23 protein-coding genes are annotated in these 22,226 nt (G+C 57.2%); 9 read left to right on the forward strand and 14 right to left on the reverse strand.

What is annotated here, in order from left to right; all coding sequences use genetic code 11:
• Nucleotides 1–10: 10 nt before the first annotated feature.
• Genes RS9916_RS04710 through RS9916_RS04725 form a run of 4 tightly spaced genes read right to left on the reverse strand, consistent with a single transcriptional unit; the run spans nt 11 to nt 3,501 of the window.
• The gene (locus tag RS9916_RS04710; protein ID WP_007098119.1) at nt 11–715 is read right to left on the reverse strand and encodes a hypothetical protein; all 705 of its coding nucleotides are present in this window, start codon (nt 713–715) and stop codon (nt 11–13) included.
• A 20-nt stretch (nt 716–735) separates the two neighbouring features.
• A complete protein-coding gene (locus tag RS9916_RS04715) occupies nt 736–1,716 on the reverse strand; it encodes a lytic transglycosylase domain-containing protein (RefSeq protein ID WP_007098120.1) in 981 nt (326 codons plus the stop codon).
• Nucleotides 1,717–1,730: 14 nt separating this feature from the next.
• Complete coding sequence (locus RS9916_RS04720) at nt 1,731–2,315, reverse strand: DOMON-like domain-containing protein (protein ID WP_007098121.1); 585 nt, start codon at nt 2,313–2,315, stop codon at nt 1,731–1,733.
• Nucleotides 2,316–2,337: 22 nt separating this feature from the next.
• Nucleotides 2,338–3,501 carry a phosphotransferase enzyme family protein gene (locus tag RS9916_RS04725; protein ID WP_007098122.1) on the reverse strand — a complete coding sequence of 388 codons (1,164 nt, stop codon included), beginning with the start codon at nt 3,499–3,501 and terminating at the stop codon, nt 2,338–2,340.
• Between RS9916_RS04725 and RS9916_RS15100 the strand changes: the two genes are divergently transcribed.
• The 3 genes from RS9916_RS15100 to RS9916_RS04740 all read left to right on the forward strand — a co-directional run bounded on the left by RS9916_RS15100 (nt 3,500) and on the right by RS9916_RS04740 (nt 7,813).
• The gene (locus RS9916_RS15100; protein WP_156777470.1) at nt 3,500–3,748 is read left to right on the forward strand and encodes a hypothetical protein; all 249 of its coding nucleotides are present in this window, start codon (nt 3,500–3,502) and stop codon (nt 3,746–3,748) included. The two genes, RS9916_RS04725 and RS9916_RS15100, sit on opposite strands and share 2 nt — an antisense overlap.
• Nucleotides 3,749–3,899: 151 nt before the next feature.
• Entirely contained in the window at nt 3,900–5,105 is a 1,206-nt protein-coding gene (locus tag RS9916_RS04735) for a metallophosphoesterase (RefSeq protein WP_007098123.1), read from the forward strand.
• Nucleotides 5,102–7,813: an AAA family ATPase gene (locus RS9916_RS04740; RefSeq protein ID WP_007098124.1), complete on the forward strand. Its 2,712-nt coding sequence runs from the start codon at nt 5,102–5,104 to the stop codon at nt 7,811–7,813. The genes RS9916_RS04735 and RS9916_RS04740 overlap by 4 nt, the downstream gene beginning before the upstream one ends.
• A 1-nt stretch (nt 7,814) precedes the next feature.
• Here the strand turns inward: RS9916_RS04740 and RS9916_RS04745 are convergent, their stop codons facing one another.
• Nucleotides 7,815–9,353 (reverse strand): hypothetical protein, encoded by a 1,539-nt coding sequence (locus RS9916_RS04745; RefSeq protein ID WP_007098125.1) that lies wholly within the window; start codon nt 9,351–9,353, stop codon nt 7,815–7,817.
• Between the two features lie 57 nt (nt 9,354–9,410).
• Between RS9916_RS04745 and RS9916_RS04750 the strand changes: the two genes are divergently transcribed.
• Complete coding sequence (locus RS9916_RS04750; protein WP_007098126.1) at nt 9,411–9,998, forward strand: glutathione S-transferase family protein; 588 nt, start codon at nt 9,411–9,413, stop codon at nt 9,996–9,998.
• A gap of 303 nt (nt 9,999–10,301) precedes the next feature.
• Here RS9916_RS04750 and RS9916_RS04760 read toward each other — a convergent pair whose 3' ends face one another.
• Nucleotides 10,302–10,553 carry a hypothetical protein gene (locus tag RS9916_RS04760; RefSeq protein WP_007098128.1) on the reverse strand — a complete coding sequence of 84 codons (252 nt, stop codon included), beginning with the start codon at nt 10,551–10,553 and terminating at the stop codon, nt 10,302–10,304.
• Between the two features lie 108 nt (nt 10,554–10,661).
• On the opposite strand from RS9916_RS04760, the gene stpA reads away from it, so the two are divergent.
• Nucleotides 10,662–11,864 (forward strand): glucosylglycerol 3-phosphatase, encoded by a 1,203-nt coding sequence (gene stpA, locus RS9916_RS04765; protein ID WP_007098129.1) that lies wholly within the window; start codon nt 10,662–10,664, stop codon nt 11,862–11,864.
• Here stpA and RS9916_RS04770 read toward each other — a convergent pair.
• Nucleotides 11,861–12,826 (reverse strand): hypothetical protein, encoded by a 966-nt coding sequence (locus tag RS9916_RS04770; protein ID WP_007098130.1) that lies wholly within the window; start codon nt 12,824–12,826, stop codon nt 11,861–11,863. The genes stpA and RS9916_RS04770 overlap by 4 nt on opposite strands.
• 19 nt (nt 12,827–12,845) lie before the next feature.
• Here RS9916_RS04770 and arsS point away from each other — a divergent pair, with 19 nt between their 5' ends.
• Together arsS and RS9916_RS04780 are read left to right on the forward strand one after the other, a co-directional pair.
• The gene (gene arsS / locus RS9916_RS04775; protein WP_007098131.1) at nt 12,846–13,841 is read left to right on the forward strand and encodes an arsenosugar biosynthesis radical SAM (seleno)protein ArsS; all 996 of its coding nucleotides are present in this window, start codon (nt 12,846–12,848) and stop codon (nt 13,839–13,841) included.
• 27 nt (nt 13,842–13,868) lie between these two features.
• Nucleotides 13,869–14,336, forward strand: a complete 468-nt coding sequence (locus RS9916_RS04780; protein ID WP_007098132.1) for a hypothetical protein — start codon at nt 13,869–13,871, stop codon at nt 14,334–14,336.
• Between the two features lie 10 nt (nt 14,337–14,346).
• Here RS9916_RS04780 and RS9916_RS04785 read toward each other — a convergent pair whose 3' ends face one another.
• Nucleotides 14,347–14,799, reverse strand: a complete 453-nt coding sequence (locus RS9916_RS04785; RefSeq protein ID WP_038023285.1) for a Fur family transcriptional regulator — start codon at nt 14,797–14,799, stop codon at nt 14,347–14,349.
• A 163-nt stretch (nt 14,800–14,962) separates the two neighbouring features.
• On the opposite strand from RS9916_RS04785, the gene RS9916_RS04790 reads away from it, so the two are divergent.
• Nucleotides 14,963–15,175 carry a hypothetical protein gene (locus RS9916_RS04790; protein WP_007098134.1) on the forward strand — a complete coding sequence of 71 codons (213 nt, stop codon included), beginning with the start codon at nt 14,963–14,965 and terminating at the stop codon, nt 15,173–15,175.
• Nucleotides 15,176–15,185: 10 nt separating this feature from the next.
• On the opposite strand, the gene RS9916_RS04795 is transcribed toward RS9916_RS04790, so the two are convergent.
• The 4 genes from RS9916_RS04795 to RS9916_RS04815 all read right to left on the reverse strand — a co-directional run bounded on the left by RS9916_RS04795 (nt 15,186) and on the right by RS9916_RS04815 (nt 18,159).
• Complete coding sequence (locus tag RS9916_RS04795; RefSeq protein ID WP_038023288.1) at nt 15,186–15,569, reverse strand: hypothetical protein; 384 nt, start codon at nt 15,567–15,569, stop codon at nt 15,186–15,188.
• A 392-nt stretch (nt 15,570–15,961) separates the two neighbouring features.
• Complete coding sequence (locus tag RS9916_RS04805) at nt 15,962–16,276, reverse strand: hypothetical protein (protein ID WP_038023289.1); 315 nt, start codon at nt 16,274–16,276, stop codon at nt 15,962–15,964.
• Between the two features lie 682 nt (nt 16,277–16,958).
• Nucleotides 16,959–17,216 (reverse strand): hypothetical protein, encoded by a 258-nt coding sequence (locus tag RS9916_RS14805; protein WP_038023291.1) that lies wholly within the window; start codon nt 17,214–17,216, stop codon nt 16,959–16,961.
• A 733-nt stretch (nt 17,217–17,949) separates the two neighbouring features.
• A complete protein-coding gene (locus RS9916_RS04815) occupies nt 17,950–18,159 on the reverse strand; it encodes a hypothetical protein (RefSeq protein WP_038023295.1) in 210 nt (69 codons plus the stop codon).
• 900 nt (nt 18,160–19,059) lie between these two features.
• Between RS9916_RS04815 and RS9916_RS13780 the strand changes: the two genes are divergently transcribed.
• The gene (locus RS9916_RS13780) at nt 19,060–19,287 is read left to right on the forward strand and encodes a zinc ribbon domain-containing protein (RefSeq protein WP_007098140.1); all 228 of its coding nucleotides are present in this window, start codon (nt 19,060–19,062) and stop codon (nt 19,285–19,287) included.
• A gap of 1,761 nt (nt 19,288–21,048) precedes the next feature.
• Here RS9916_RS13780 and RS9916_RS13510 read toward each other — a convergent pair.
• Together RS9916_RS13510 and RS9916_RS04825 are read right to left on the reverse strand one after the other, a co-directional pair.
• The gene (locus tag RS9916_RS13510) at nt 21,049–21,891 is read right to left on the reverse strand and encodes a calcium-binding protein (protein ID WP_007098142.1); all 843 of its coding nucleotides are present in this window, start codon (nt 21,889–21,891) and stop codon (nt 21,049–21,051) included.
• Nucleotides 21,892–22,011: 120 nt separating this feature from the next.
• Nucleotides 22,012–22,200 carry a hypothetical protein gene (locus RS9916_RS04825; protein WP_007098144.1) on the reverse strand — a complete coding sequence of 63 codons (189 nt, stop codon included), beginning with the start codon at nt 22,198–22,200 and terminating at the stop codon, nt 22,012–22,014.
• Nucleotides 22,201–22,226: the final 26 nt, after the last annotated feature.

Raw genomic sequence — 22,226 nt, forward strand, 5'->3', positions numbered from 1 at the left:
TGATCCAGTTCTAGCTGTCAGCCACCGCAGGGCGACTCCAATCATCGGAGGGTTCTGGCTTGTCGGTATCAGCGAGAGAGGGCATGGTTTCACGCACCAGGGGAGTAAAGCGCGCACGCACCTGGGCCCGGAATGTTGATGCGGTCGCCGACTCGAGCACGGGATAGGGCTGCGCGCCTTCCTGCTCGAGCAAATGGCGCCAACGGTTGTTGTCCTGGGCTTTGCGCTCGGTCAACGCTGCCTTGAAGTCGTAGTTGTGCATCGAGCCACCATCGGCAGCCAGTGACACGGCATCAGCCGCAAGCTCTGCACGAACGGCATCAAAACCCTTGGCTTTGAGGGTGTCGGGAAGCCCCAGCACAGGTTGGTAATAGTCGAGCAGACGCAATTCCTCTTCCAACAGGATGGGCCAAGCTCCGCGTGCCCCCTGCGTCAGGGCAAAACCCTGCTCAGCAGCAGTCATCGCATCCAGATGGAACTGAAGCCAGAGGTAATACGACTTCTCGTTGATGCTCTTCTTTGCCGCAGCCTTACCGGTCACAATCGCGGGAAGCGCCGCTTCAGCCTTGCGCAGGAACAGACGATCCTCACGCTCAAGGTTCATCGCGCCCCAGCGCTGGCGGTAATCCCAGAGCTCGGCGTAACGGGCCACATCTTCTGCCGACCAACCAAGGGCCTGCAGTTCATCGGCGCGATGGGTCAGTTCCTTGGCCACTCAGCTCTGTGTGTTTGTGCTCATGGCAGCGTAGATGGCGGTTTGCTGTGGGGAAACTCACGCGTGTGCTGATGGGCTGATTCCGGTTTGGTGCGGGCATAGCCCTCCTCCAGCCACAGGTCACCAGCGGCAGAGGCGTAGTGGATCTGCCAGTGATACAAACCGCGATACGCCAACGGATCACGGTCCAGCAGGGCCGCATAGCGCAGCACAGCTTCGCCGTAATGGTCGCTGTTGTTGTAACCCCAGAGCCCGCGGCGGATGTCCTTCAAACCACCGCGACGCACCAGATAGCGACCCGCCGCATGGATGGCATCCCAAGGATTGCGGATATCGCCCCCCTGACCAATCCCCGGCTCTGCCCAAGTGGACGGAAGAAATTGCATGGGCCCCTGAGCGTTCGCGACAGAGACCCCATCGATGCGACCCATGCCCGTTTCCACCAGATTGACCGCCGCCAGGACAGTCCAGGGAATGCCAGTGGCCTTGGCTGAACTGCGGTAAGCACGCAACAGCTGCTCCTGCGGTGCCGGCTGTTGGATGCGCCAGGCTGGCACCCGAGACGTTGCTGGCCCCCGATGCATGGCCAGAAACTCCCGACGCGCCGCAATGTGTTGGTCAAACACCCAGCGCCAACGGGGCGCCAACGCGGTTCGCACTGCAGCAGCGCGCTGAGGATCACGGGATAGAACCCGATAAATCACTTGCTGCTGGTGAGCGAGGGGAGGAATGCGATCCACCGGTACAGCAGGGTCACGAATTGCCGCCTCGAGGGCACCGAGCAGTGCCGCGGTGGCCTGGGGATCTTTCTGCAGCAGGGGGTAATGACGCCCTTGGGCCGTACGAGGCAGGGACGGATGACTGGGCAGCTGGGGAACCGCAACAACAACGTCAGCCGGCTCCTGTTCGGCCTGCAAAGCAATTCGGTGATGCACCACCAACAGCAGAGGGAGAGCCCCAACCGCGGCCAACACAACACACCAACGGCGCACAGCAGTCATGGCACAAGCACGCGTTAAAGGGTCAGGAAACTGCGGCGATCATGAAAATCGGCCTGTTCACCAGGATGGGACAACGCCCAGTAGCTCAAAGGTCCATCGCGTTGCTCCAAAACCGTGGTCAAAGCAATCTCCGGAACCAGTGATGAAGGCCAGAACCCACTCGGGTCCAGTTCAATCGTGCACCGCAATCCACGGGCCACACGCTGAAGCGAGACCGATGGTGCTACTGCATTGGGCTCAGGCTCTCCCCCCTGGCGGTAGCCACTGAAGCGATACAGATTCCAGTCTCCGGATGGGGACACATTCAGTTCCCAATAGACCTGCTGACCAGGAAGCGCCAAAAAGGCCTCGAAGCAGGTGTGCTGCCAGAGCTGATCACGGCGAGACCCAACGTTGCGTGGCTGATCCCAGGGCCCAGACAGCTGATCACTCAGGGAACGACGATCGAACGATGGATCAGGCAATAGGCCGTAGCTGAGGATGAAAGGTCCTTGTTCGCGCCAAATCAGTTCCGCACTGATGAACAGAGAGGGACCGGTCGCACCGGGGAAGGGCCGTAAACGGCAGACCTGGCAGACCAGCGTGGAGTGGCGTGCCATCGAGGGGTTCTGTCAGAGGTGGTCAGGTGAGCTGCTGCACGAGGGATTCAATGGCCTCGTACTGGTCCTCAATGGACCGCATCAGAGAGAACTGCACAAGGGCACGATCGAGATTCTGACCACGCGCCTCAACTTTGAAATAACGATCCCCATCGAGATGGTCGGTGAGAAAGCGGAGACCCAGCTCAAACGGAATCAACCGGATGCAGGCCGGTAGGTAAGCCACATCGGCAGGGGAGAGAAAGGAACTTGCAACGGAGAGATATCCCTCGAGAATCGACCGACAGAGATCAAGATCAAAGCGAACCTTCGTGAGATCGGTGACGTCCTCCCCCACAGGATTGCAGCAGGATCGCAGGCAATCCCCGATGTCGTAGTGCACCAAACCAGGCTTAACGGTATCGAGGTCAATCAGCCCCACTGCTTGACCACTGCCTGCATCGATCATCACGTTGTTGATCTTGGGGTCACCATGAATCGGCCGGCGCTGAAGCTCACCGCGCTGACAAGCCGCCTCGAGCACATCAGCCCCATCACGCCCATCGGCCACGAACGCCAAAGCTGAAACCAAGCGCGATTCAGTGACTTCACGGGGCTCAGCGCGGTCCAACCAACGATCAAGCACGCAATCGTAACGGTCTAGATACGCAGGCGTAACGTGGAAGTCCTCAAGCGTGTCAGCGAGCTGGGAAACCGGCAGATCACTGATCAAGTGATGGAACATCCCAAGCCCATAACCGACCTCTCGCGCATGCTCTGCATCGCAAACGACGTCATGGGCAATCGCGGCATCGATGTAGGAAATCGAACGCCAGAACTGGCCCTCGTGCTCCACCCAATGCCCTTGATCGCTATGCGCAGGGATCACACGAGGTACCTCCCAGCGGCGACCCTGCAGCTCAGGCAGGCCTGTCGCAATCCGCGCCTCAACATGACTGCCAAGAGCCATCAAATTGCCCATAACAAGGTCTGGGCGGCTGAACACATCGGTGTTCAGCCGCTGCATCACAAACGCTTCCGATCCTTCTGCGGTTGCGACCGCGAGCCGCACCAAAAACGTGTCATTGACGTTGCCGGAGCCGATCGGGTGAATCGCGTCGATTTGCTCAGGCGGATGAAAGCGACCCGCAATGACCTCAAGGTTGCGTCCGGTGCTGGAGGCGGCCAGGGTCACAACGAATCGCATGCGTCTCAGAACGCAACACTGCCGCGGTTGCTACGCGGCTGGGCTGATCAGTGTGCAGATCGTCAGCCGCTCCGCGTCATTCCTTGGCCCAGCGCTGGTTGCAGCGGCTGCTGCATTTCATCTCGCCATCGGGATAGTCGAAGCCGGCACGGCGAGCATTCTTCTCAACCTCAGCGGGGTTGGAACCGCTGAAAGTGCGCGTCGTTCTGGCCTCAACTGGGACCAGCAGCACGGAACTCGCGACTGAAGCCAAGGCAAAGGCTTGGACTCCACGGGACAAGACAGATCGCATCGCCATGGCATCACCTTTCAAAAGACCAAACCCATCATCACCCTGATTCGCCAGGTCCGTTCGCACAAGGCACCATGGAACGACCCTTGACGCCCTGACGACCGCCGTGCCTCGTCTGCTCCACACCGCTGACTGGCAAATCGGTAAGCCCTATCGCTGGATCGACGACCCCGAACGGCGCAGTCGACTGCAGCGAGCACGCATGGAGGCCGTCGAACGCATCATCGAGCTTGTTGACGAACGCGCGATTGATGCGGTGCTCGTGGCTGGAGACTTATTCGACAGCAGCACCGTGGATGGTGCCCTGGTGATGGAAATTCTGGAGCTGCTCGGCTCCATCGACACCCCTGTACTGGTGATTCCTGGCAATCACGACCATGGCGGTGCTGGCGGTGTCTGGCGCCGTGCGGATGTGCAACAGGAGATGCACCAAAGAGCCAACAATCTCCAGTTGCTGCTCAAGCCTGAACCCGTTGGGATCGCCGGGATCACGGTGCTGCCCTGTCCACTCAGGCGTCAACACGAGACGTTGAGTCCTGGCGCCTGGCTGGACAATCTTGACTGGGACACCCTTGCGCCTGATCAGGCCCGGGTGGTGCTGGCCCATGGCTCCATTCAGGGCTTTTCCGCCATTGACTACGACACCGACACACGCGCAGGAACCAATCAATTGCAACCATCCCGCTGGGACAGCGGGGCCTACGACTACCTCGCCTTAGGCGACTGGCATGCCCTCAAGGCCGTGCCACCGAAGGGTTGGTACCCCGGCACCCCTGAACCAGACCGGTTCCCCTCGAGTGCTGACGATCAGCGCGGCCAAGTGCTGATCGCTGAAGTGGAGCGGGGCCAAACACCCGAAGTCGAAGTGGTCAGCACCGCAAGCATGCAGTGGCACAACGAACGAATCCAGTTGCGGGGACGCAACGACCTCGAGCGCTTGCAGCAGCAGATCACAACACTCACCAAACGACGGGTGGGACGTGACCTGCTGCGGCTCGAAATCGACGGACAGCTTGGGCTGGACGATCACCAACAACTCGAACAAACCCTCAGCCAATTGCGCACCCGCCTGCTTCACCTGCGCGTTCGAGGCCAATGCCACAGGCGACCGGAAGCCGCTGAACTCAGCACACTTCTGGATCGCTCCGATGCCCCATTGATGGGCAGCATTGCCCGGCAACTGCAGCAAACCCTCGATCAGACGTCCCAAGACCAACGCGACCAAGTCGCGCTGCTGGAGACAGCGTTATGTGAACTGCATCGCCTCACCGTTGATGCCCAGACGCCTTGTGACAAGGAGATAGCGGCGTGAAACTACTCAGCTGCAGCCTCAACAGCGTTCGCCGCCATGCCGCGCTGAAGCTGGACTTCCATCCAGGTCTGACCCTGATCACAGGCGCCAACGAAAGCGGCAAAAGCTCTTTGGTGGAGGCCCTGCACCGGACCCTCTTTCTGCGCGGTAACGCCACGGGAGCTCCCTTGCAGCAGCTGCGTTCTCTGCAACACAGTGGGCATCCCCAGGTGACCCTCACCTTCGAGGCCAAAGGCCGCAGCTGGGTGCTTCAAAAACGGTTCAGCGGCCAGAGCGGTACGACGAGCTTGAGCGGTGCGGGCGAGCCGGCCCGTCTGGGCAGTGAAGCCGAAGAACAGCTGGCATCGTTATTGGGTGTCGACGAAATCATCGGCAGTCGCCAGGCGGGACGGGTGCTGCCCACCCGCTGGGCCCACCTCTGGGTGATGCAGGGAGAAGGAGGTCGCGATCTGCTCAAGCTCGGTGGCGAGCACTACGACCTGCGCAGCCTGATCGACCAACTCGAGCAAGGAGCCGATGCCGCTCTGCAATCTCCTCTGGATCAACAGCTGCACGACCAGCTGGAGCAATTGGTGTCGGCAAGCCTGACCACGCGAGGGACTCGCCATCAGAGCATTCTTTGGCAACGCGAACAGGCTTTAAAAGCCAGTGAGGAGCGCCTTGCCTCCGCCATGGCTGAGCTGCACGACTACGAGCAAGCAAGCACCAGCCTCGATGCCCTCGACGATGAACAGCGCCAGCTGGAGCAAACGTGCAAACCGCAGCTGGAGCACGAACAAAACCAGCTCATGGAGGAGCAGCGGCAAGTGGCTCAGGCCAAGGCCGCACGCCAGTCACTCGAACAGCAGCTCACGCCTCTCAACCAGCGACAACAGCAACTGCACCTGCAACTGCGCCGGCTCCAGGAGACCGAAACGACGTTGGCGAACCAACAGCAGCAGAACGTGCGCGTCACCGCAGAACTGGAGCTCCTGCAACGCCTGCTGGTGGAGCAAAGCGAAACCGTGAAGCGGTTGATGCTTGATCGCGATCAACTCGAGCAGAAGCGCAGCGGCCTGGAACGACGTGGTCAGCAGCTGCGTCGCCTGGAGGAGCGCTTGCAGCTGGAACAACGCCTCACGCAGCTGGCACGCCAGCAGCAACAGTTGCTGAGCTGGAAACGCCAGCAGAAGGAGATCAGCGAGGCTCTCAGCAGCCTCCGCGCTCCAGAGCCTGAGGCCCTCGTCAAGCTGCAAAAGCAGACACGCCAACTCGAAGCCCTGGCAATCCGAAGTGATGCCATGGCCTCGGTGGTCACGCTCGAGTGCAGTGATCAACAGGTACGCCTCGATGACGCCCCGATGGAGCCAGGAGAGTCGCAGCGACGCATTAGCACCTTCTCCCTGAGCGTGGGGAAAGGCGTCAAACTGCGGATCGCCCCTGGGGGCGGAGACGGACTGGAGACGATCCATCGCGAGCATCAGACGCTCACACAAACCATCCAAGCGAGCCTCAGCCACTGGCAGGCCACCAGCGTTGCCGAACTGGAGACCCGTGGCCGGCAACGCATGGAGCTAATGACCCGTCAATCACTGCTCCAGCAGCAAACGCCTGAAATCGATGATCCCAAGATCATCCAAGCCGAAGAGGCATCGGCACGCGAACGCCTCGAAAACCTGGAGCAGGAGCTCAAGGATGGCGCTCAGGCAGCGCGTGAAGGGCTTTCGATTCAGGATGCAGAGGCCATCCAACAAGCCCTGATCACCTGCCGTCAGCACTACCGCACGACGAACGAACAAAGCCAATCCCTCCACAAGCAACTTGAACAACAGGAGACGTTGCTCAAGGGGCAACAACAGCAGCAACAGACTCTGCAATTGCAACGCGAAGCTCTGACGGCAGAAATTCGCAGCCTTGATCAACAGCGCCTCGCGTTAATTCGCGATCACGGCGATTCGGAACGGATCGCCGCCGACCTCCGTCAGTTGGAGGAACAGATCAGCAACTTGCAGACGCAACTCAACGCGTTGCCCAAGGCTGATCGCGCCAACAATGGGCCAGAAGCTGCGATCGAACGCCGGCTGAAAGCTGCGCAACAACAGCTCCAGCAACTGCAGGAACGCCTGCAGAGCCTGAGTTCGGAACGGGGCGCCCTGCGCGAGCGTTGCAACAGCCTGGGTCGCCGGGATCCCTACGCCCATGCAGAGGAAGCTCGCACCCAGCTGGAGCAGGCACGACAGGCCCACAGCACCGAAGCGCTGCAGGTGAAGGCACACCAACATCTCCTGCACTTGTTCAACACCGCACGAAGCGACTTGTCGCAGCGCTACACCGCGCCACTCAGCCGCAGCATTGCCCACTACCTCAGGCCACTGCTAACCCAGCCCGATGCCCTGTGCAGCCTCAGTTATGACGCCAAGAACGGGCTAGGGGACTTACGTCTCCAACGGGATGGACTCACCCTGCCCTTTGCCAACCTCAGCGGGGGGATGAGGGAGCAACTGAACGCGGCGCTGCGCCTGGCCCTGGCCGACACGTTGCGCACGGGCCACGACGGTTGTCTACCGGTGCTGTTCGACGATGCATTCAGCAATACCGACCCAGCCCGTTTACAAGCGGTGTTGTCGATGTTGCGCCAGGCCGCAGACGACGGACTGCAGGTGGTCGTGCTCAGCTGCGATGGAACCCCTTATCGCGCTGTTGCCGATGCCGTGGTCGAACTGAGCTGACTCAGTCGAGGGCGGTTTCAATCACATTCATGGCACGCAAATAAGCCGGTGGTTGCGCACTGTCTTGGCTATCGTCGAGTGCGAGATCGTCGCGGATCGACTTGCGGGCGTTATCGGCGATGACGGCATTGATCAAAAGATCCATCGCCTCCGGCTGATGCAAATTCTGAAGCGCTTCGGCATAACGACGGCTGTGGGTCGGACGCACTGATTCCTGGCAATAGGCCGACAGTTCGCGGCTGTCGGTCATCACAGCAAAGGCCACGTCCTTTGTGGATGGCTTGCCGTAGATCGCCATGTAAAGGAGGTTGACCATCGAGGCGTCATGCACCGGGATCGCATATTTGCGCACGATCTGAGGCCAGTAGCGCAAGGCCTTAAGACCCTCCAATCCCCCTTTACGCAAGCCCTCAGCTTCGCACCACTCCTCCAGTTCCTCCATCGACACCGGACAGCGCTGGAGCGCGAGCATGCGTGACGCCAACACCTGACCGGCCTGGAAATTGCGGGTTGGCTTTCCGGACACCGGCAGCATCATGCTGCCCCGAACATCAGCCACCATCGCCGTGAGCTGGGCGAAGGTGTGATCACGAACCTTCTCCATGTCACCACCGCGCACCAGTGCAGCTTCAATCCGCTGCACGCCATAGCCCAGTTCGGTCAAGGGAAAGGGCTGACGGTTGTAGAGCCGTTGACGATCGCGGCGAGCCATCGACACCGTGGCCGCTTGGTCGAGGCACTGGTCAAGAAGAAGAGTCAGAAGCGTGGGTAAAACCCCTGGATTGTCTTGGTGGTAGGCGTACCCGAACCCTGCAAACACCGACGACATGTTTTTGGCCGCCTTGATGTACTGCCCCTCAACGTTGTGAACTCCTGGCGAGACCTGGATATTGGGAGACAGACGATCCAACAGGCGCGCCCCCAACAGCGCAGTGAGTGCATTGGGGTGGCAGAAATTAGCCGTGAAGCTGTCGAGAGGATTGCGCAGGGCCCCATGACGGTGGAAGCCGGAGAAGAAGGCCAGATTCGGCTCCCGCTCGCACAGCACATACGAGTCGTTGCTGATCGGGTCATGGGTGAATGAACCGGCCAGACAGGCCAGCACCACATGGTCACGGCCCAAGTCGCGCCGCAGCTGGCAAGCGAGCTGTAGATCCTCCTCAATGTGATTGCTGTTGGCCGCCAAGACCACCAGCTCGCAATCACGGATGAGGTCGCTCAGGGTGTTTGGGACCCGCTGGCCAGCCTCGCTGTGAGAGGCCATCTGCTCCAAAACAGCCACATGGTCAGCATCCATACCTTCGCGAGCGGCATCCGGGAAAGCTCCGAGCAGAGCCCGCCCCGGTCGAGGCGCCAGCATCAGGATGTCGACTGACGCCTGCTGCATCGCGCAGTTGTAGGCGAGGGATGCCGGATACAGGCCCACGCTGTAAAAGCCGACGCGCCCATGTTCCAAATCCAGGATGCGCTGCTTGATGCAATCGGCATCGAGGCTGCGGGAAAAAAACGCATTGCTGTGGAGCCCGTCCTCAAGCGACATCCGTCCGCTGCACGCCCTGGCGCGATGATCCTTTCCACACCCTAGTCAGCGGGTCCGATGAGCCTCACCCTCTACGGCGGTCAACGCACCAGAGCATCAATGCCCCGTTGGTTTCTGGAGGAGAAAGGCATCACGTACAACCTGGTGGAACTCGACCTCCAGGCCAAGCAACACCGGGAACCTGACTATCTAGCCATCAACCCCTTCGGCAAGCTGCCCGCGTTGGTGGACGACAGCCTGGTGGGCCCGGATGGAGGCCCACTCACCCTGTTCGAAAGCGGCGCAATTCTCCAGCACCTCGCGGATTGCCACAGCGATGACATCCAAACGGCCAGTGAACGGGCGCTGACATCGCAATGGCTGCTTTTCGCCAATGCCACCCTGGCCATTGCCCTGTTCGTTCCCAGCAATCGCGAACGGGAATTCCCTCGGCTGATGGCCGAACTCAATCAACAGCTGGACCCTGCCAAGCCCTTGGTGGGCAGGTCATGGGGTGCCGCCGATTGCGCCGTACAGGCCTATCTGGCCTATTTACCAATCTTCTTTCCGGATCTGGACCTCAGCCCATACCCGACGATCCAAGCGGTGATTGCTTCAGTGCAGCAGAGACCGGCTTACCGCAAAGCAATGGGCATGCAGAGCTGATCCAAACGCGACGCAAGATCAACTAGGCCACTTTGCTTATGGCACACCCGATAGCAGGGCTCTATGACGTAATGACCAGCAGCAACGTCTCAGCTTTATCGTCATTGATCACGCAACGTCTATGCAGAGTTCGTCCTCATCCAGCCGATCCTCGGCCACCAGCCCGCAGTTCTGGTCTATCGACCGATCTGGCCGCAGTGCCGAGGCCTTCAGTCGCGGGTGTCAGACAAGGTCACTGCAGCAATTGATGTTGAACCAGGATGCTCGCCTGCTCCATCGCTGCAGCAATGTGGCCAGCTGAGATCACTCGACGGCCTCTCCTTCGACAGTGATTTCAAACTCAATGCCAAAGCGGTGCGCTGTTGCCCTGAAACGACGCGCCAGCTCCACAAAGAGCTTCTTCACCAAGGCATCGTCGAACTCATAGATCTCGAGATTGGCTGTTTTGGCCACCGCTTGAAGATCTTCGATCAGTTTCTCCACCCGCGGTGCAAACACCTTGCCGAAGCGGGCCCGTTTCTCTTCCGAACTGTTGAAATCAGGCAGGCCAGCCATCGTCGTGCGGTGAAGACCTCCAGTGTGCCAGCGGTCTGCAGAAGAAATAGAGGAGACTGACCCAACCCTGCTGGTCGCCAGGGTTGATCGAACCCTGTCTTCAACGTTGTGTCGCCCCTTACCCCTGAGCAGCTGCTGGCCGAAATTCAAGGTGCCGCCAACCCCCTGATCGTTCAAGACCTGGATGGGGTGTGCATGGATCTGGTGAAGGACCCCCTCACCAGATCCCTGGATCGCCGTTATGTGGAGGCAGCGGCGCAGATGCACGGTCGTTTTGTCGTGCTGACCAATGGCGAACACGAAGGCAAACGGGGGGTGAATCGACTGGTGGAAGCCGCCCTAGGCGACGTTGACCAAGCAAAGCGTGAAGGCCTCTATCTTCCCGGTCTCGCGGCGGGTGGCGTCCAACTGCAGGATCACCATGGAGCCCTGTCCCACCCAGGGGTCAGCGATGCGGAAATGGACTTCCTGGCAGCGCTGCCGGCTCGCATGGAAGCAGAACTTGAGGCCCGCCTTCCAGCCCTGATGCCGCAGCTCAGCCCAGCGCAATTGCAAAGCGAGATTCAACAGGCAGTGCTCGACACCCAGGTCTCACCCACCATCAATCTCAACGGCCTGTTTGGCTGTTGCGGCGATGACGTACAACTACAACGTCAGCTGCAGCTGATGCTGCAGGAGCTGATGGATGCCCTGCTGAACCTGGCCGAGCAGGCTGGCCTCGGCAGCTCCTTTTTTCTCCACGTTGCCCCCAATCTGGGCCGGGATGCGGAGGGCCGCGAGCGGCTCAAACCGGCAGAGCCTGGTGATGTGGGCTCGACCGATATCCAGTTCATGCTCCGAGGCGCGATTAAAGAAGCGGGATTACTGGTGTTGATCAACCAACACATCGCTGCACGCTCGGGGCATGCGCCCTTGGGTGACGATTTCAACGTGCGCAACGCCCCCCGAGACCACCAAGCATTGCTGAACCTCTGCATTGACGCGATCCCAGCCGACCAGATGCCGGCGCTGATCGGCGTTGGCGACACCGTTACCTCAACCGCCAGTGCAGATGGTCGAGGTTGGCTCCGGGGAGGGAGCGATCGGGGATTTCTCACCTTGCTCCAGGAGCTCGGAGAGCGCTACGGCACATCCAACCGGGTGGTTCTGATCGACAGCAGTGGAGGTGAAGTGGATCGTCCAAGCATGGCGGATGGCAGCTTGACAGGGATCACTGACCCTGAGGATCCCCTGCGCTTCGACGTGGTGATGCCAGGAGGACCGAAGCAATACGTCGCGTGGTTCCAACAGCTGGCCAAGACAGCCAACTAAAGCTGGGAACGGGCCACGACCCGCAACATGAAGGGCAATGCGGTGATCGACGGTTTGCCGCCGCTCACCCAAACCGCCTGATCCTCACTCCAAAGACGCTGGCCGGGAACGATCAGACGGGACTTGGACGCATGGTCGGGAAGGAAAGCAGCGACAAATCCCTTGGCCTCAACGAAGCGACGAAGATCTGGAAAGAACACCCCGTCGGCCGTTTCCAGCACCTCAAGGCGACCATCGTCCCGAAGTCCATACACAATCCTCACATCGGCCATGGTCATCGGCCCATAGACGCCCTTGTACCCGGGAGGCGTGCTGTCGAGAGGAAGCACAAACGCGTGCAAACCACCGATGAACAGGCGGTAGTCCTGATCGGCTTGCTCGGTTAAGGATCCAAAACCGAAATCCAAAACGCCGTCATGGCGAATCGCAATAAAGGCACGCCCTTCCGCTGCCGCGCGGTTGCCAGCCCGAACTGTTTGGTCACTCAGTTTGAGATCACCATGGATCACCATGCCCAGGGGTTCCTGAGGGTGGCCCTTCTCAAAGGTGGGGCCGGTGAAAAACAGCAAAGCCTCGCCATCCTCATTGGCTTCAAACTCCCGGCTCCACCCCCCGAAGAACTGCAGATCGATCCATCGAGGGTCAAGGATGACGCTGGAATAAGCGATGGTGCGCGTCGTGCCGTTGTCCTCCTCGAGCACCACCGACTGGTCAGACACAAACACCGCAATTTCAGCTCGCGGAGGGGGCAGCACCGGTGCGGGTGATTCCTTCCTGGGGCCCAGGCCCGGAAAGGATGCTGACGTCGAGTCCAACCTCGAAGTGGCAACAAGAGCCGCCAGCACGCCGAAAGCACCGGAGGTCACTGCGATCAGAACCCAGCGAACCCGCGACACCGACAGCACGACGCCCATCCCATTGGAGTCAATGTCGAACTTGGCTTTCGCGCTGTCAACAGCCAATAGGTCTTCATCACCCAGAATGGCGACAGCCCCGGACTGTGACCTGAGCCCATCTCACGCCAGCTCCACCAGTCAACGCAAGCAAGGATTTCCTGCGCTGTTCCGAAGTCAGCTGCAGACCTTGCAGGTCAACCTTGGCTACCGCTGCAATCAGAGCTGCAGCCATTGCCACGTGGATGCAGGGCCATGGCGCACCGAAATGATGGCAGCGGATCAGGTGGCTCTGATTCCCCAAGTTCTCCAGCACCTGAAGCTCAAGGTGCTGGACTTGACTGGTGGAGCTCCGGAACTGCATCCACAATTCCGTGACTTGGTCGCCGCGGCTCGCACCATGGGCGTCGAGGTCATTGATCGCTGCAACCTCACGATCCTGAACGAACCCGAACAGGAGGACTTAGCTGACTTTCTTGCCCAGCAGAAGGTGCGGGTGGTGGCCTCGCTTCCTTGCACCGAAGAAGCTCGCGTTGACCGCCAACGGGGACGTGGCGTTTTTGAACGCAGCATCGAAGGACTCAAGCAGCTCAATGCTCTTGGCTACGGGGATCCAGACGGTGATCTTTGTCTGGATCTGGTTTACAACCCCGCTGGTGCCAACCTTCCGCCAGCCCAAGCCCAACTTGAGCAGCACTACCGCCACGCACTTCTCAACGATCACGGCCTTCGCTTCAACCATCTGCTCACGATCACCAACATGGCGATCGAGCGCTTTGCCAAGGATCTAGAGCGCCAGGGGCAATTGGAGAGCTACCAACAACTGCTGCGGGACGCCTTTCGCAACGAGAACGTGTCGGCGGTGATGTGCAGGTCATTGATCAGTGTCAACTGGCTTGGTCAGCTGTTCGATTGCGACTTCAACCAGCAGTTGGGACTGGGCTGCCCAGGCAGCGTGAAAACCCTTCAAGATTTGCTTCAGGCCACGCCTGACGGACTGGCGGGGCAAACCATTGCGATCGGTGAGCACTGCTTTGGTTGCACCGCAGGAAACGGTTCGAGCTGCAGTGGAGCCCTCAACTAGGGTCAGGCGGATGCGCAGCCAGGTTGGATGAGCACTCCCACAGAGTCAGGACCCGCCCACTGCGGCAGCAAACCCAAGCGCTTCGCTGTTGGCATTGCACCTCTCGGCACGATCTCGATCGGCATCGTGCCAATGGGAGTTATCTGCATTGGTGTCGTGCCCATGGGGGTGGTGTCCATCGGCGTCGTGGCGATGGGCTTGATCAACTTTTGCGTCGTGGGCATGGGGGTTTTAGCCGTCGGGGTCAACACCATGGGGGTATGGACCGCTGGGCCCGTCAGCATGGGATTGGTGCAGCTCGGTGGCCGCTCGTCATCAGGTGGTCATGACCACCACGGTCACCATGGATCACCTGGAGAGCAGGCACGTGAAGAACTCATGGCCTACCCAACAAGAGAAGAGGCTGAGGAAGCAGCCAAACGCGTTGGGTGCGAGGGCGTTCATGCCATGGGCAAGCTCTGGATGCCTTGCGAGCATCACCCCGAAACGCATTGAAGCTGAAGAATCAACGACAGGCAGGGCAAATCCCACGCACGTTGAGCGTTGACTCGATCAGCTGGAAACCGTACTGATTGGCAGCCGTCTCGCCGGCATGGATCACCGGCGCACTCTCAAATTCCTCGGTACGACCGCAGCGAATGCAGACCAGGTGATGGTGATCGCGGTGGTCACCGGAGAGAAGCTCAAAACGCCGGCCGGCCTCGCTCAACTCCAGCTCTTGGAGAAACCCCATCTCCACCAGCAGGCGCAGGGTGCGGTAGATGGTGGCGAGGGAAACCTTCGACTCCTCATCGAGAAGCTGCTGATGCACGTCTTCAGCACTGAGATGGCGCCCTGCACCCATCCGCTCGAACAGTTCCAGGATGCGCAGCCGCTGTGGAGTCAGCCGACGACCGTCCTGATGAAGGCCGCGTTGCAAAGGTTCTTGTGCCGGTGTCGAAGACGCCCCAGTTGCCATCGACAGCAAATTCGACCTTCTCAATAGTAATCACTAATGAGAGCCGATGCCCGAATTCGACACTCCTTCACCCTTGACCGAACCACGGGAGGACACCCTATGGTGCTGTGTCTTTTTTGATTAGCCCTTGCTGAAAAGTCTGAGCGGATCATGGGACGTACTGATGCGCTGCTTGGCCAGTGCGTTGTTTTTGCTAGCCCATGGACTGCTCGTACTGGAGCATGTGGCCATGGGGACAGCCCTGCATGGCGTGGCTGAACTGTTTCTTGCGCCTTGGGCCCTGCGGCACCGCGCTTGGGACATCATCGTAATTGGCGTGATCTTCTGCGTGTTTGACCTTTGGGGCACGGTGCGGCTCACTGCACTCTTTGGCTGATCAGGACACATCACTCCGAAACAGACAGGGTCTCCACCCACCAGCGCTTCACCACGCCTCCCAACTGATTGGAGTTCTGCGATCGATCGATCGATGGGGTCGTCACCACCGACAGCTGACGACCATTGCGGTGGTAATCGAAGCGGCAATAACCCTGGCCCGTGCCTGAACATGCCGAAAGGCTGGTCAGTGGGACGCCTGCACGCTGCTGATCCAAATCAAGGGGATGGTGCTGCGGGGATGGGCGCCAACCTGATCCAAGCAACACCGCATCAGCTTCCAGGATCGGCTGACCAGCACTGAGGGGAACAGCACCACGAGGTTGGGCAACGACGGCACCACCACCGATCACACCGAGCAGTGCCAGCGAAAGCGCGAAAAATTTTGAGGCCATATCAGTGCCGGCAGGTGCCAACCACTCAATAGCTATGGCCTCGACAAGGTGACCACGGCGAGAATCAGCCCTTAACGGCAGAGATCCTGGTGAAGAACGCGTAACACACGTGTTGCTAAACCCCGGGAGAGCCGACGCGAGACAAGCAGGGAACAGACCCACTCGAACAGGGGTGGATTGGCAGGATCCTTCGCCAACTGGTCCCTGAGGTGCAGAAACTGCTGCGTTTCCTCACACCCCCGCAGAACATCGATCAGCTTGTCCTCCGAAACGGGGGACGGTGAGGGAGCAGCGACGGTCATGGCAGAAGACCTCTTGAGTTTCAAGCTATGCCAACAAGCACCTGAAAAACCAGTGCCGATGACCAGAAACCATGGTCATCATCGGCCTCCTTAGGGCAGGTAAAGGATGTCGTCCCGGCAGCGCTGCAAGGCCTCAAGGACGACAACAACATCCTGAGGAGTGCCCGCGTAGGCCAGTCCTTCAGGGGTGACGAGTTGACCAACAGCACTGAGGTGAATGTTGGCTCCAAACCAGGATCCACCTGAGGGGATGAATGCACGGCATTGCGGCTGACCGGAGGCCGAGATCTTGCGCTCGATCACCCAGCTGCCAACTTGGTCCAACTTGGTGAAGGTCTCCAGGCCAGCCAGGCATGGGGACGGAAACACCATGCCAGCGAACATCAGCGAAAAAAGACGGAGCATCCACGTCCCTGCAGACACGTGCAGTCAATCTTCGGCACAGTGCCTTCCAAAGAGAATGGGTCGAAGCGCAATTCTGTGACCTAGCCCCACGGCCCTCCACAGCGATGTGGGGCATGAGTCACGAGAAGAAATTATCGAAAAAAAATCCCAGACGGGACCAACCGCCCAGGAGAAACGACTTCGATGTGGGTAAGTTAAACCTTCGCAAAGCTCCTTAACAATGAGTAAATCTGCTTAGGGCTCCAAGTCACAAAGGCAAAAGAGGCAGGGGAGCTCATGCGACTACAGCCCTCCGTAGGCAGGTCGAGACGCCGGAGGTATTGCCGAAGCGAGCAAAGCCTCAGCCAGCTAAGTATTTATGCTTATCTCGGGACAAATCGGCTTGCGGCTCGCGCTGGGCACATCGGGCTCCCTAGAAGCGATCCGGAAGGCTTCCGTCTTCCTTGCGTCGAGCGGGAGGTAGGCCGAGAGGCCTAGCTCCTTTTTTTGGAATCAACCTCAAACAGACAATCCACTTCTCTGCCCGGCCCTGACGAGAGAGTCCACTCGGGTCCCATTTCTAGAGACACATTGATTGCTGGAGATCGCAGAGGTCGACAGACGCGAGCAAGCATCAATCCCTCAGCCTGCCTGGAGGTTTAGCAATCAGAGTTTCTCGGGCTACCCGTCTATCCATGCTGTCCTAACCGCTGGAGCAGCAATGACGAGCAACGCTGGATGCCCAACTTTTAAGGGGGAACTCATCTGAAGATTCCACCGAGACTGAAGCATTCATGCACATCGCCTGTGCAGGAGCACCATGATGAAGATCAGCCGCAATAAATTGAGCCCACATTCGCTCCTCCTCACCGTCAAATCGGGCCAGCATCGGGGTTGAGTTCAGAAGCGAAACCGTCAGCAGTGATGCGAAAGCCCCCGCTGCTGCTGCTTGCAGATTCATTGCGCCTTAGACACCTGCATTGATCATTGCCTGAGCACCTTGCATCTCACCACGTGACCAACAGGTGGATCGACTGAGAGTCTGCTGAGCCGGAAAGGAAGGATTGAAACCCAGTCAGTTAAAGTCAATTAGTGGACAATCTCGTGAAAGCCAGATGAGTAGGGGTAGCCAAACCCCAGCTCAATCGTTCTCACGACCTCTTCAGCTTGATAGAGACTGTGCACATGATGGCACTGATGATCAGGATCACAAACCTGATATCCACCACTGGGCAGCCTATAAATCGAGGACCCTCTTGGGGTTAAAGCAATGAGTTCGTGTTGCAAAGCCATCGTTCTAGACAAGACCCTCTACTTCATGGCCTCGGTCAAGCCAAAGATGAGGTATCGGTCATTACGAAAACAGACATTCATTCCTCATTTCCCCAGAACTCAGGACATGAATTGAAATCCATCTATCGAGCAAGAGACAACTAGCGGAACAAAAGGCCAATGCCAGTAAGCATTAATACCTGCTTCACGATGTCCAAAATTCAGATCTGAGCATTAATACCTTTTGAAAGTTTTGTGTGCCTGATGGCACAAAACCGCTGAATCACCCTATTAAGGTTAAGCAAACACGGAGATTAGGCATGAAGCTCACTCTTCCGGCAGTCCTAATAGGAGCAGCTCTGTACACCTGTTTTCACTTTTTACTAGACGGATTATTCGGCTAAGACGGGTTCAATCCTTGTCTAGTCGTGCCCAGCTCGTCTCCCTGAACGTTCTTCTTGAGTCAGATAATCTGTGATCAATGGAGATTGATCACCACGTTCAACAGCTAAGATTTCACGCTCAATATTGTCGATGAAAAGTGTGTTGCCATTACGCTTGGCAACCTCTAGCACTCTTTTGAGGCGCTCAAGCTCTGCGGCAGCAGGGTTTGATTCGCTTTCGTTCAGCATCGGGCAAGACGGAAGTGGATGGTGTTCTAGCGAATGAACCAGTTGGCAGTCAAAATGACCACGACAAGACTTCACGCAAAATTTGGCTAACGATCGATTGACCACGACAACAGAAGATCCGAGCTCAAGTTCGACCCTGTTGACATGGGCTTCGTCGTTTAGCCGCCGCACTCCAAGCCTGTCGCTCACGCGATCTCCATAGTTCGCTCTTTCGCACAGAAGGCCTCAGACTCGCCAACCCGTTTCCTGTGCGATCAGCGCCTCAAGCTCTTGAAACAGTGTTAATCGACGCCAATTCGTCGCCGCCCATGCAGACGTAACGAAAAACAACCCTGAGGAGAGGCGGCATAAAACAAACCCACGACTGACTTTTGATTGAAGCCAGGGCAAAGGGATATGAACCCCGGCATCCTGCTCCCAAGCAACATCACCACATCAGTGCAACACTGGTGTTCCTCGAGACGAAAATGGATCTGAGCGATTGCTGGGTGTGACAGACAGACAGCCCGAGAGGAACGATCAGATGGTCAGCAGCAGCTATCAAGCAATGGCGAGCTCAAAGCCGCCAAGACCTTCAGCAAGCGGACAGAAGCAAAGCAGCAGAAATGGAGAGCGACTCCGAACGCTTGAGGAGCCTTGGCACTGGAATCGATCAATGCGAGACCACAGCATCGACTGATACCAGAGAGCAACACGCCACACCGCATCGATTGATTGTGTCCTCGGCTGCAACAAGCCCTAACTGAGCTCAGCAATCCACGGCAACAGAAACACCTAGAACTGCGTGTCGATGCCCCTGAAGATCAACAAGCGAAAAACGTTGCCAAAAATTGAGAACCATTCACAGAGCGTGCATCAATTGCAAACGCTGCTATAAATAAATATCACTTTTTACTTGGAATGACTTTTTCTGACGCATATCCAAAAGCCTATATATGCCCTAAGTGCGGCAACCAAGCCTACGAAAGCGGACAGATTCGAGTCTCTGGTGGTTTCTGGTCCAGCTTTTTCGATGTCGGCAACAAACGCTTTAACTCTGTCTCGTGCACTCAGTGCGGTTACACGGAGTTCTATAAAAGGACTGTTTCTGGGATTCAAAAGGTATTCGACTTCCTTGGTTCAGGCTGAGTTTATGCGTTTGAAAATTAACCCAAATAGTCGACAATTATTTACAAGTATCCGCCATGACCGTGAACCAGCTGGTTTGTACCGGGCTAGCCATCGCTTCTGCAATTGGTGCACCAGCCTTAGCCTGGGAGCCTGGGGAACCGTTCCCGAAGGGTCAATGCGGGCCACAACCTGCAACCATTGGACCGGATGTAACCGTCTGCCAGGCCAAAGACAGTGCAGGCAATCAATATTTAAGTGTGAGGTGGTCACACGAGACACCTCCAACATTCGCGGCTGGGCCTTGCTCAAAAGAAAGCAAGCTGCCTACAACAAGTTCGAGTCTTAGTCAAAAGGGAGCGCGTATGTGGGTCGAGTTTTACTGCAATTGGGTTGATTGGGATTGACTGGAAAGTGAGTCCTCAATCAAGGTTGGCTCTTGATCCTTTCTAGATACTTCCAGCTTTCTTCCTCGAAAATCTCATCTGCTTGCTTCTGAAAAAAGTCGGCCTGCATACGGATTGAACACGGGGACAAGAAAGCAACCATCAGTAGTCAGAACCCAAGCAGTTGAAAATACCAGGGACGGTAGAAGAGCAACAGTATTGCAGCGGCTTGAGGTGCACCTAACTGTAATTGAATGACTGGATAATCAATAAAAAGTTCCCCAGCCAAACCTCAACCAAAGATCGAAAGAAACCACATACAATTGGCGATCGTGTCAATTCCGCCCAAGCAGACTACCGAGACTCAGTCTTCTTGGGGCGTCATGGTCCGCTGATCACTTCTTACCTTTCTTGGCAGGAGCTTGCAATCATGCACGGAGGCCATCTGTACAAGCTGGTACGTGGCTTAAAGCTGGTTACCAAACCCGTTTCGCAACATACTTGCGTTCCTTTTGTTTCTCGAATTATTACAAAGCCAGTAAAACGGAAATGAGCAGACAATGAAGAGGAGAAGAAATAGCCCGTAAAAGTTAAAAACAACAAACACCAAGATTGCAAAATATAAGCCCAGCAATCAATTTCATGCGACATTCATGATCATCTCCTTTGTTTCTATTCCCACAGCCATTCTCGCCTGAATCACACCGACCAACCCTCAGCATGGTTCAGCGAGCGCTGATGGTGGATTCGACTTAAAGCTCAACCTGCTTCAGGAGCTTGTCCAACCTCCATCTTCCTTGTTAACGACAACTGCCTACAGACCAGACACTCGCTCGTGGCGGAGCTGGGGGCTGATTGTCGGTGCATGGATCATTAATATGGGGCAGGTCCTCCCGCTGCCCATGTGATGATCCGGACGGAAATACAATAGATTCAGCCGCCACTCGATCGAAACTGCCCTCTTCGACGAGTTCCAATTGATCATCAGTCAGTTCGATGATTGGGGCTTGGGTGTTGAGTTCAGACATGGTTTTGAAGTGAGGTAGGTGATTGATGTGTGGGGTGTTTGTTGCCGCCACGACTCCTTCAAGGTCCCAACCCTTCTGGTGATCCCGAGTGCATGGTTGTGGTGTGGATGCGGGCAAGATCTGGTGAGGTTCTGGTGAACGGCTCAAAACCCAGTCACAGCCGTGTTTATGGGTCCCTCCCACCTGCAGGTAAGCAATAAAAGGCCCCACCATGGGCGGGGCAGTGATCTGATTTGTTGTGCCGGGGGATGGATCAGCCACATTCATCGAGGACCGCCCTGCTTTCCCACTCGTTGGTGTTGTATTGCTTTCAGCTCATCGCGTGAGCATCAGGCTCCCCGGCAGTTCTGTCCAGACAATTAAGCCAATTACATTTCAACTGTATGGCCATTAGTAAACAGCAGATCGTCGAGAGTCACCCCGGCGATAAAGGCTGCCTGATCCATATTTTCTGTGTCAACAATTGCCACACCATTCACAAATTGCTCGACAACCCAATCTCCCCACTGTGCCAGTTGACCGTTGTGCGTAAGAGTCAGCTTGTCACCACTCTCGAAGTCCATAATTCTGTCTCTGTCCTGGGCATTGCCTGTTAGAGCAACTATGAAGTTGTCGGCATGCATGCCACCGTACAGGTCATTCTTCCCACCACCACCGGTCAAGACATCTGTACCTTCTCCTCCTTCAAGAATGTCATCGTCCTCTCCTCCATCGAGAAAATCATTTCCCCAGAGGCCAATTAAACGATCATCTCCTTTGTTGCCAATAACCCAGTCATCACCTGCTCCAAGGACAACCCAGTCGTTCATGACAGATCCATACACCTTGTCATCTCCTCCACCAGTCGAAGTCTTGGTATTGAATTCAGTGAATCCATTCCATAATCCTTCCCCTTCGTGATCTGAATTGAGGTATACAACATCATCTCCACCATATGTGTTGATATAGCTATTTCCAGATGAGGTAGAAACAAACATATTGGCGTCCTGGCATGTTTGTGGATTCACGAATTTCTTATGCCCAAAGAAGTACTTAACTCCAGTAACAACTACATCTGCATCCTGCATTTCCTGCTGTTGATTAAGACTTTTGGTATCAACTGCCTCTATTGAGTTTTTGTTGCTGTGTTCACCCATGAGTGTCTCCAGCGATGGCTGATGACGATTGGAGCGGTTGGCTTGGAGAGCAAGGCCGAACAAAGAGCGTTTCATGATTGGAGTTGTGTGATGAATGTCGTGGGATCTCTCCCTCCGATGCACTCACCATCGCCGTGATCGCCACCCGCTTCATTGACCTGGCTCAACGCCAGCTGTGATCTTGCTCACAGGTACTTAGAAGTCAGTCACCACCTGGGCTGACAGCGCTTCCAGCCTGTCTTCTGGATGTGGGTCCAGACCTCGATGGCGTTGTGGAGCAGCATCCGCCTGACGACTGGCGCCTTGCTGCCACGCATTGGTCTGGTTTCCAGCTCGATCCACCTGGCATGAGCTGAAGGGAGCGTCTTGCGGACGCAGGCCCACAGCTGCTTCTGTTCATTCAGCGACCA

The sequence above is a fragment of the Synechococcus sp. RS9916 genome (assembly GCF_000153825.1).
In the GTDB taxonomy this organism is placed as follows: Bacteria; Cyanobacteriota; Cyanobacteriia; order PCC-6307; family Cyanobiaceae; genus Synechococcus_C.

Bases quoted from the DNA above. Each gene is read 5' to 3' on its own strand.
- RS9916_RS04785 (WP_038023285.1), bottom strand. From the start codon at position 14,799: ATGGCAACTGGGGCGTCTTCGACACCGGCACAAGAACCTTTGCAACGC.
- RS9916_RS04715 (WP_007098120.1), bottom strand. From the start codon at position 1,716: ATGACTGCTGTGCGCCGTTGGTGTGTTGTGTTGGCCGCGGTTGGGGCT.
- RS9916_RS14805 (WP_038023291.1), bottom strand. From the start codon at position 17,216: ATGAATCTGCAAGCAGCAGCAGCGGGGGCTTTCGCATCACTGCTGACG.
- RS9916_RS13780 (WP_007098140.1), top strand. From the start codon at position 19,060: ATGACTTTTTCTGACGCATATCCAAAAGCCTATATATGCCCTAAGTGC.
- RS9916_RS04805 (WP_038023289.1), bottom strand. From the start codon at position 16,276: ATGCTCCGTCTTTTTTCGCTGATGTTCGCTGGCATGGTGTTTCCGTCC.
- RS9916_RS04790 (WP_007098134.1), top strand. From the start codon at position 14,963: ATGCGCTGCTTGGCCAGTGCGTTGTTTTTGCTAGCCCATGGACTGCTC.
- RS9916_RS04720 (WP_007098121.1), bottom strand. From the start codon at position 2,315: ATGGCACGCCACTCCACGCTGGTCTGCCAGGTCTGCCGTTTACGGCCC.
- RS9916_RS15100 (WP_156777470.1), top strand. From the start codon at position 3,500: ATGCGTCTCAGAACGCAACACTGCCGCGGTTGCTACGCGGCTGGGCTG.
- RS9916_RS04760 (WP_007098128.1), bottom strand. From the start codon at position 10,553: ATGGCTGGCCTGCCTGATTTCAACAGTTCGGAAGAGAAACGGGCCCGC.
- RS9916_RS04795 (WP_038023288.1), bottom strand. From the start codon at position 15,569: ATGGCCTCAAAATTTTTCGCGCTTTCGCTGGCACTGCTCGGTGTGATC.
- RS9916_RS04780 (WP_007098132.1), top strand. From the start codon at position 13,869: ATGAGCACTCCCACAGAGTCAGGACCCGCCCACTGCGGCAGCAAACCC.
- RS9916_RS04745 (WP_007098125.1), bottom strand. From the start codon at position 9,353: ATGTCGCTTGAGGACGGGCTCCACAGCAATGCGTTTTTTTCCCGCAGC.
- RS9916_RS04725 (WP_007098122.1), bottom strand. From the start codon at position 3,501: ATGCGATTCGTTGTGACCCTGGCCGCCTCCAGCACCGGACGCAACCTT.
- RS9916_RS04815 (WP_038023295.1), bottom strand. From the start codon at position 18,159: ATGCTGAACGAAAGCGAATCAAACCCTGCTGCCGCAGAGCTTGAGCGC.
- RS9916_RS13510 (WP_007098142.1), bottom strand. From the start codon at position 21,891: ATGAAACGCTCTTTGTTCGGCCTTGCTCTCCAAGCCAACCGCTCCAAT.
- RS9916_RS04750 (WP_007098126.1), top strand. From the start codon at position 9,411: ATGAGCCTCACCCTCTACGGCGGTCAACGCACCAGAGCATCAATGCCC.
- arsS (WP_007098131.1), top strand. From the start codon at position 12,846: ATGGCGACAGCCCCGGACTGTGACCTGAGCCCATCTCACGCCAGCTCC.